Consider the following 7,231-nt stretch of genomic DNA (forward strand, 5'->3'; position numbering starts at 1 on the left):
ACATGAATCCGGTCCTGCTGTCGGTTGTCGTCCCGGTGTACGCGGTGGAGGGCTACCTCTATCAGTGCCTCGAGTCCCTCCGCGCCGGCCTGACCCCCGAGGAGTCGGCGTCGGTCGAGGTCATCGCGGTGGACGATGCCTCGCCGGACAGCTGCGGCGCGATGCTCGACGGCTATGCGGACCGGCACGGCGACCTGCGCGTCGTGCACCTGAGCCACAACGTCGGCCTGGGCCTGGCGCGCAACGCCGGCCTGGCGGAGGCCCGCGGCGACTACGTCTGGTTCGTCGACAGCGACGACTGGCTCCCCGCCGGCTCGATGCGCGCGGTGCTGGACAGGCTGCGCGCCGAGCGCCCGGACGTGCTGCTCATCGACCACCTGCGCGTGCACGAGAACGGCCGGCTGGAGCCCGACGCGAGCAGCGGCGTGCTCAAGGATCCGCAGCTGGCAAGCCTGCTGCGGCTGCAGCACACCGCCTGGAACAGGATCGTGCGGCGCGGCCACCTCGACGAGATCGACCTGCGCTTCCAGCCCGGCTGGTACGAGGACGTCCCGTTCAGCAACCCGGTCCTGCTCGCCGCTCGCAAGATCGAGATCCTCGACCGGGTCTGCTACCACTACCGCGTCGGGCGGCTCGGGGCCATCACGGCGACCCGCAGCGACCGCCACTTCGAGGCCTTCGACCAGTACGACCGGATGCTCGCCTGGGTCGGGCGACGGGACCCGGAGCCGCGGCTGCGCAACCTGCTGTTCACCTTGATGGTGAACCACCTGCTGGTGGTCCTCGGGAACGACGGCCGGCTGGATCCGCGCCACCGCCGGGCGTACTTCCGGCGCCTCGCGCGGCACTACCGCCGCCACCTTCCCGCTGGTTACGACGCCTCTCCGGGGATCAAGCACCGGCTCGTCCGGCTGAACAACTACCCGCTGTACGCGGGACTTCGCCAGGCGTACCGGATGACGAAACGTGACCCCGAGCCGTCACCTGCGGTTCGCCCCGCCCTTGCCTCCCCGACACAGCAGGCTCAGGCGGCCTCCATACGGTGACGCCGGTGTTGCGAGACGCCGTCGATGCAGACCGAGATGTGGTGCTCACCTGGCGGAACCACCCGGACGTCCGGGCGGTGAGCCTGTCCACCCACGTGATCTCCCCCGAGGAGCACGCCAAGTGGTGGGAAAACGCCATGAACGACCCGCGGCGGCACATCCTGATCTACGACGACTGCGGCGTCGTGATTTTCGATCTGCGGGAGGATCCGCCCAGCTGGAGCTTCTACCTGGACGTGGCCGGACTGGGCAGCAGGCTGCTGCCCGCCTGGCTGCGGCTGGAGCAGGCCGCGGTCGACCACGCGTTCGGGCCGCTGGGCCTGACCCGGCTCGGCGGCGAGCAGCTGGCGAGCAACAAGCAGGTCATCGCCCTGCACCGGCGCTTCGGCTTCCGGGAGACCAAGCGCTACGAGCGGCTGATCGACGGAGTGCCGCAGACCGTGGTGTGGACCGAGAGAGGGATCGACAAGTGATCGTGAACGACGTGGAGATCGGTGCGGGCAAGCGGCCGTACATCGTGGCCGAGATGTCCGGCAACCACAACGGCTCGCTGGACCGGGCGCTCGCGCTCGTGGACGCGGCAGCCGACGCCGGCGCCCACGCCATCAAGATCCAGACCTACACGGCCGACACCATGACCGTGGATGTGAAGCACCCGCGCTTCCAGATCTCCTCCGGTCACGAGCTGTGGGGCAACGAGTACCTCTACCAGCTCTACGAGCGCGCGCACACGCCGTGGGAGTGGCACCAGGCGATCTTCGAGCGGGCGCGTGAGCGCGGGCTGACGCCCTTCTCCAGCCCCTTCGACCGGACGGCGATCGACCTGCTCGAGAGCCTGGACGCCCCGCTCTACAAGATCGCGTCGTCGGAGATCACCGACCTCCCGCTGATCCGCAACTGCGCGAGCACCGGCAAGCCCGTGATCATCTCGACCGGCATGGCGACCCTGCAGGAGATCGCCGCCGCGGTCGACGCCGCCCGGGGCGCCGGGGCGAAGGACATCGTCGTGCTGTCCTGCACCGCGTCCTACCCGGCCCCGCCGGAGCACACCAACCTGCGCCGCATCCCGGTGCTCGCCGAGGCGCTGCAGCTGCCGATCGGCCTCAGCGACCACACCCTGGGCATCGGGGTGCCGATCGCGAGCGTGGCGTTCGGCGCCTGCCTGATCGAGAAGCACCTCACCATGGACCGGGAGGACGGCGGCGTCGACTCGGCGTTCTCGCTGACCCCGGCCGAGCTGACGGCGCTCGTGGTGGAGTCCGAGCGGGCGTGGCAGTCGCTCGGCACCACCTCGATCGGCCCGACCGAGGCCGAGAAGGAGGGCCTGCGGTTCCGCCGGTCCCTCTACGTGGTGGAGGACGTCCGCGCCGGGGACGCCGTCACCGAGCAGAACGTCCGGTCGATCCGCCCGACCGGCGGTCTGGCCCCCGACGCCATCGGCATGGTGCTCGGACGCACCTTCCAGCAGGACGCGGCCAAGGGCACGCCGCTGTCCTGGGACCTGATCTGAGAGGCACGGAACAACACGGTGTGGCTCAACGCGAACAGCAAGGAGCTCCAGGTCTTCCTGGAGTCCGCGTCGGTGTTCTGGGAGAAGAACCTCCCGAAGCCGGCTGACGACGCGGTCATCGTGGTGGAGGCGTTCCACCAGGACATCCGGGTCAACCTGCGCAACTTCGCGGTCGCCAACGCGATCCGCAAGCTGCAGCCGGCGCGGATGGTGGTGCTGACCGGCGTCGAGGACGCGTGGATGGCGACGCTCTGGAGCGGCTTCGACATCACCATCGTGCGCCGGGTCGCCCAGTCCTATGCCGCGAACGAGGTGGTGGACGTCTGGGACCTGGTCCGCAAGTCCGCCACGCCCGCGCGTGCCGAGGAGCCGATCGTCGCGTACACCGACGCGACCTACTGCCGCCTCGCCAAGCTGCCGCGCCTCCCGCAGGGCTACCAGTCCCGGCCCGACTACCAACTGCGGCACGCGTACGCCACCCGCCTGCACGACTACTACCAGCAGCTCTTCTCGGGCGGCAACGTCGTCGCGCTCGTCACGAGCCACGTCGACTACGACCAGTGGGGGCTCGCGGCCGAGGCGGCGCGGCAGGCGGCCGTCCCCGTGATCCACACGCAGCAGACCGGCTGCCTGAAGGTCTACGGGCTGTTCCCCGAGAACGACACCCACACGGGTACGTTCCGTGAGGAGCTCACCAAGCAGATCGGCGACGTCTTCGAGACCCAGCTCTGGCCTCGGCAGCACGAGTTGCGCTCCTCCGCCGAGCTCGTCGCCTGGCGCGCCAAGGTCAACCTGGGCCGCCCGAGCTGGTGGCGCGGCGGCGTGACCGCCTCGGTCGACCTCAACAACCCGGCCGAGCGGGCCCGGCTGCGCACCCACGTCGTCGACCGGCTGGGCTTCGACGCCGACCGGCCGATCGTCACGGTCTACAACCACGCCGTCTCCGACGCGCTCGGCACCAACCGGGAGCTGTTCCCGAGCCTCGCCGACTGGTTCGCCGACACGGCGGCCTATGCGGCCGAGCACACCGAGGCGCAGTGGCTCTTCCTCGACCACCCGAGTCAGGCGCTCTACGACTCGACCGGCTTCTTCGACTCGCTCGCCGAGCAGTACAAGCGGGTCAAGCACATGGCGTTCCGGCCCAGTGCCACGCTCAGCAAGAACGCGCTGTGGAGCCTCACCGACCTCGGTGTCACGGTGCGCGGGAGCGTCAGCAACGAGCTGCCCGCGTACGGGATCCCGGTCATCCAGGCCGGCTGGTCCGAGTGGAGCTCGTGCGGGCTGTCGACGGTGGTGGACGACCAGGAGGCGTACTGGAAGACCCTCGGCGAGAGCATCCAGGCCGTCCGTGACGGCGTCGAGCTCGTGAGCGAGGAGCAGGTGCGCCGCGCCCGGCTGTGGCTCTGGCTCTACCGCAGCGGTGCCGACGTGGTCACCCCGCAGGTCCCGCAGTGGGAGGTGTGGCCCGCCGACACCCTGCTCAAGACCATGCGCGCCACGTTCCGGCACATCGAGATGGACGCCGACCCGCTGTTCAGCCGGGTTGAGCGGATGTGGACGCACCGCGAGCCGATGCTCACCCGGACGGACTTCACCGCATGATCGGCACCTGGTTCGCCACGGACTACGACGAGACCCCGATCGTCCTCGACGGTCTGCCGCTGGAGGTGACGGGCGGGCAGAGCGGCGGCGTGGCCATCGTCGACCAGGTCGTCCGCGGCCGGCAGATCGTCGGCCGGGTCACCGGCGACTACGGCGCGGTCGGCCTCAAGTGGAGCGGCGCCGACCAGGACGTCCGCGTCTCCGTGCTGGTGCACCTCGACGAGATGGGCACCCGCTGGTGGTCCGACCGGGTGCGCCCGTCGCGGCTCGCCCCCGAGCTGCCCCGGCTCGTGCTGGTGCGCGCGCAGGGCAAGCTGCGCGGCGCCGCGGTCCTCGCCCGGCGGCAGGGCCTGCGCAAGGCCGGCGGCGCGAAGGTGACGGTCGAGTTCGACCTGCCCGCCGCGGACCTGGACGCCAACGGCCTGCTGATGGTCGAGCTCGCCGAGCCCCCGCGGCCCGACTGGCTGGCCGGGCGGGTTGCCGCGCGGTCCGCTCTCGGGGTGCGCATCGACAAGATTTCCGTACGCCCGAAGCCCGCCAACGCCACCCCGCTCGAGCTGCCCGGAGGCACCGGCTGCGACCTGGCCGTCGTCACACCGGACGCGGCGGAGACGTTCCGGCTGCAGGTGACCCCGGTGACCCCGCCGCCACCGCTGCCGGTGTCGCCGACGCACAAGTGGAGCCGGAAGAAGCCGGCGCGGGCCGGGTTCAAGGCGCTGCGCATCGCCCGCCGGGCCGGCAACCGGGTCCTCGCCGAGGTCAACAAGGCGCGCCCCGCCGACGGGTTCGGCGTGCACGCGACGTCGCTGCTGACCGGCGTACCCGTGGATCTGGAGATCGTGAAGCGCGGCGCCGCCACCCTGACGCTGCGCCGGCCGCCCGGGGTCGAGGGTCCGATCCTGATCGGGCTGGACCCGGCGGACCGGGGCCTGTCCTGCCGCATCCAGCCGGGCACGGGCCGATGATCCACCGCCCGGTGCTGACCGCGGACGCCGGCCGCAACCGCCGCGTCCTGCAGGAGATCCTCGACACCGTGCCGGCCGGCAAGCTCGAGCTGCCGCCGGGCGAGCACACGATCGCCGACGGCCTGCGCGTGCCCGGCGGCTGGACGCTGCGCGGCTCGGAAGTGGCCGGCGCGGGCGGCGGCCGCCCGGGCACCTGGCTGACCTCGACGGGCACGACCGGTCACCCGGTGCTGCACGTGCTCGGCTCCGACGTGGCGGTGAGCGACCTCGGCCTGCGCCCACCGCCCGCCGACCCCGGCGAGCACGGCGGCGACCGCGGCACCGCGATCACCGTGGGCGACTATCTCTACGAGTCGACGCCTTCGTGGATCGGCCGCGTCGACATCCGCCGCGTCCAGGTGTCGCGCTTGCACGAGAAGCACGCCAACTGCATCGCGCTCATGGGCGCGGTCCGGGACATCACGCTGCACGACGTGACCGTGCAGGGCGGCTACACGGCGGTCGCGGTGCACTGGGGTGCCGTGGGCGCGGACGTCGCCTCGATCGAGGGCCCGACCTACCACCCGCACCGCCTCACCATCACCGACCTGCGGGTCCGCGACGCGCTCGAGGGCTTCTACCTCAGCTCGGTGCACGACGTCCGGGTCGACGGCGCCTGCCTGCGCGACGTCGAGATGGCCTTCCGCCTGCTCCCCGGCGACAACACCGACCGCTTCGTCAGCTCCGACGTGGTCGGCTCGACGATCGAGATCAGCAACGTCTGCGCGCAGTGGAACGGCCCGCGCTACGCGGTCCGGGCCGCCGGCTGGGGCAAGAGCGAGATCGACGGACTCGTTTCCACGCTCGCCTACCGCGACGCCTCGATCCACCACTGCACCCTGCGCGGCGCAGGCACGGGCGCCTCCTGGTCGCCGATCCTCATGGAGCAGGCCGAGGGCGTCGAGCTGCACGACATCACCGTCACCACCGCATCCGTTCCCGACGGCGAGAGCTGCTGCCCGCTATCGTGATCCGGTGCGCCCTCTTCTGGTCGTGGCGGCCGGCGGCATGGTCGGCGCCGTCGCCCGCTACGGCATCGGGGTGGCCTGGCACCACTCGCTGTGGTCCACCCTGACCATCAACATCACCGGCTGCTTCCTGATCGGCGTCCTCTACACGCTCGTGTCCCGGCCCGCCGTACGCCTGTTCCTGGGCACCGGGTTCCTGGGCGGCTACACCACCTTCTCCACGGCAACCGTCGACGTGCTGCTGACGCGGCCCCCGGTCGCCCTCGCCTACCTGGCCGCCACTCTCATCGGCTCCCTGTCCGCCGCCTGGGCCGGCTCCCTGGCCGGTTCCCTGGTGGCGCGGCGGTGACGATTCTCCTCGTGGCCCTGGGCGCGGCCGTCGGAGCACCCCTGCGCTACCTGACCGACCGCTCCCTCAAGACCGGCGACGGCTTCCCGTGGGGCACCCTCACCGTCAACGTGGCCGGCTCCCTGATCCTGGGCATCGTCCTCGGCCTGCCCCTCGACCCGTGGCTGGTGTCGCTGCTGGGCACGGGCTTCTGCGGCGCGCTGACGACGTACTCGACCTTCAGCTTCGAGACGCTGACCCTGGCCCGCTCCGGTAAGCGCCCCCTCGCCGCCGTCTACGCGCTCGGCAGCATCCTCGCCGGTCTCGGCGCCGCCTCCCTCGGCCTCCTCATCGCCGCCGCCCTCACCCCCGTGTGAGCGGCAATCCGCCGTTTCGTGGGTGTCGGACAGCGGTCGTATCAGGGCGCGGGGCCCGGCGCGGCGCTGCAATGGGGCGATGACCGGGCTTCTGGCGACCGTTGCCGCGCGGCTGATCCGTGCGGCCGGTCATGTCTACTGGCACACCTGGCGCCGGTACCACCGTTGACAGCGTGGGGGATCCTCTCGGGGGTGCGATGGAGTCGGCGGGATGTGCGGATCGGTTTCGCGGTGGCCGCGGGCGTCGGGGTCGTGGCGGCGCTCGGCGGTGTGGCCCTCGCTCAGCGGGCCGGTGGGGACTGCGCGGTGGAACCCTTGGCGCTGCCGTCGCCCGGTGCGTACACGCTTGTCTTCGCCATGGATCCGGGCGGTCGCCACATCGCCGGGCGGACCGGC

General features: G+C 71.5%; 9 protein-coding genes. All 9 read left to right on the forward strand.

The window, feature by feature from the left end:
- Positions 1-2 precede the first annotated feature (2 nt).
- Positions 3-1,046 (forward strand): glycosyltransferase family 2 protein, encoded by a 1,044-nt coding sequence (locus RBH18_RS28075; protein WP_306213045.1) that lies wholly within the window; start codon positions 3-5, stop codon positions 1,044-1,046.
- The gene (locus RBH18_RS28080; RefSeq protein ID WP_372338995.1) at positions 1,043-1,519 is read left to right on the forward strand and encodes a GNAT family N-acetyltransferase; all 477 of its coding nucleotides are present in this window, start codon (positions 1,043-1,045) and stop codon (positions 1,517-1,519) included. The genes RBH18_RS28075 and RBH18_RS28080 overlap by 4 nt, the downstream gene beginning before the upstream one ends.
- Positions 1,516-2,556, forward strand: coding sequence for a pseudaminic acid synthase (gene pseI, locus RBH18_RS28085; RefSeq protein WP_306213049.1), 1,041 nt, complete (start codon positions 1,516-1,518; stop codon positions 2,554-2,556). The genes RBH18_RS28080 and pseI overlap by 4 nt, the downstream gene beginning before the upstream one ends.
- Before the next feature lie 18 nt (positions 2,557-2,574).
- On the forward strand, positions 2,575-4,158 hold the full coding sequence (locus tag RBH18_RS28090) for a hypothetical protein (RefSeq protein ID WP_306213051.1): 1,584 nt from the start codon (positions 2,575-2,577) through the stop codon (positions 4,156-4,158).
- Positions 4,155-5,123, forward strand: a complete 969-nt coding sequence (locus RBH18_RS28095) for a hypothetical protein (RefSeq protein WP_306213053.1) — start codon at positions 4,155-4,157, stop codon at positions 5,121-5,123. Before RBH18_RS28090 ends, RBH18_RS28095 begins: the two co-directional genes overlap by 4 nt.
- Positions 5,120-6,133 (forward strand): hypothetical protein, encoded by a 1,014-nt coding sequence (locus RBH18_RS28100; protein WP_306213055.1) that lies wholly within the window; start codon positions 5,120-5,122, stop codon positions 6,131-6,133. The genes RBH18_RS28095 and RBH18_RS28100 overlap by 4 nt, the downstream gene beginning before the upstream one ends.
- A gap of 4 nt (positions 6,134-6,137) precedes the next feature.
- A complete protein-coding gene (locus RBH18_RS28105) occupies positions 6,138-6,479 on the forward strand; it encodes a fluoride efflux transporter FluC (protein ID WP_306213057.1) in 342 nt (113 codons plus the stop codon).
- Positions 6,476-6,835, forward strand: a complete 360-nt coding sequence (gene crcB, locus RBH18_RS28110; RefSeq protein ID WP_306213059.1) for a fluoride efflux transporter CrcB — start codon at positions 6,476-6,478, stop codon at positions 6,833-6,835. Before RBH18_RS28105 ends, crcB begins: the two co-directional genes overlap by 4 nt.
- Positions 6,836-7,048: 213 nt before the next feature.
- The coding region (locus tag RBH18_RS28115; RefSeq protein ID WP_306213060.1) for a hypothetical protein at positions 7,049-7,231 on the forward strand (183 nt) is incomplete at its 3' end.

This window comes from Actinoplanes oryzae (genome assembly GCF_030757795.1).
Taxonomy (GTDB): domain Bacteria; phylum Actinomycetota; class Actinomycetes; order Mycobacteriales; family Micromonosporaceae; genus Actinoplanes.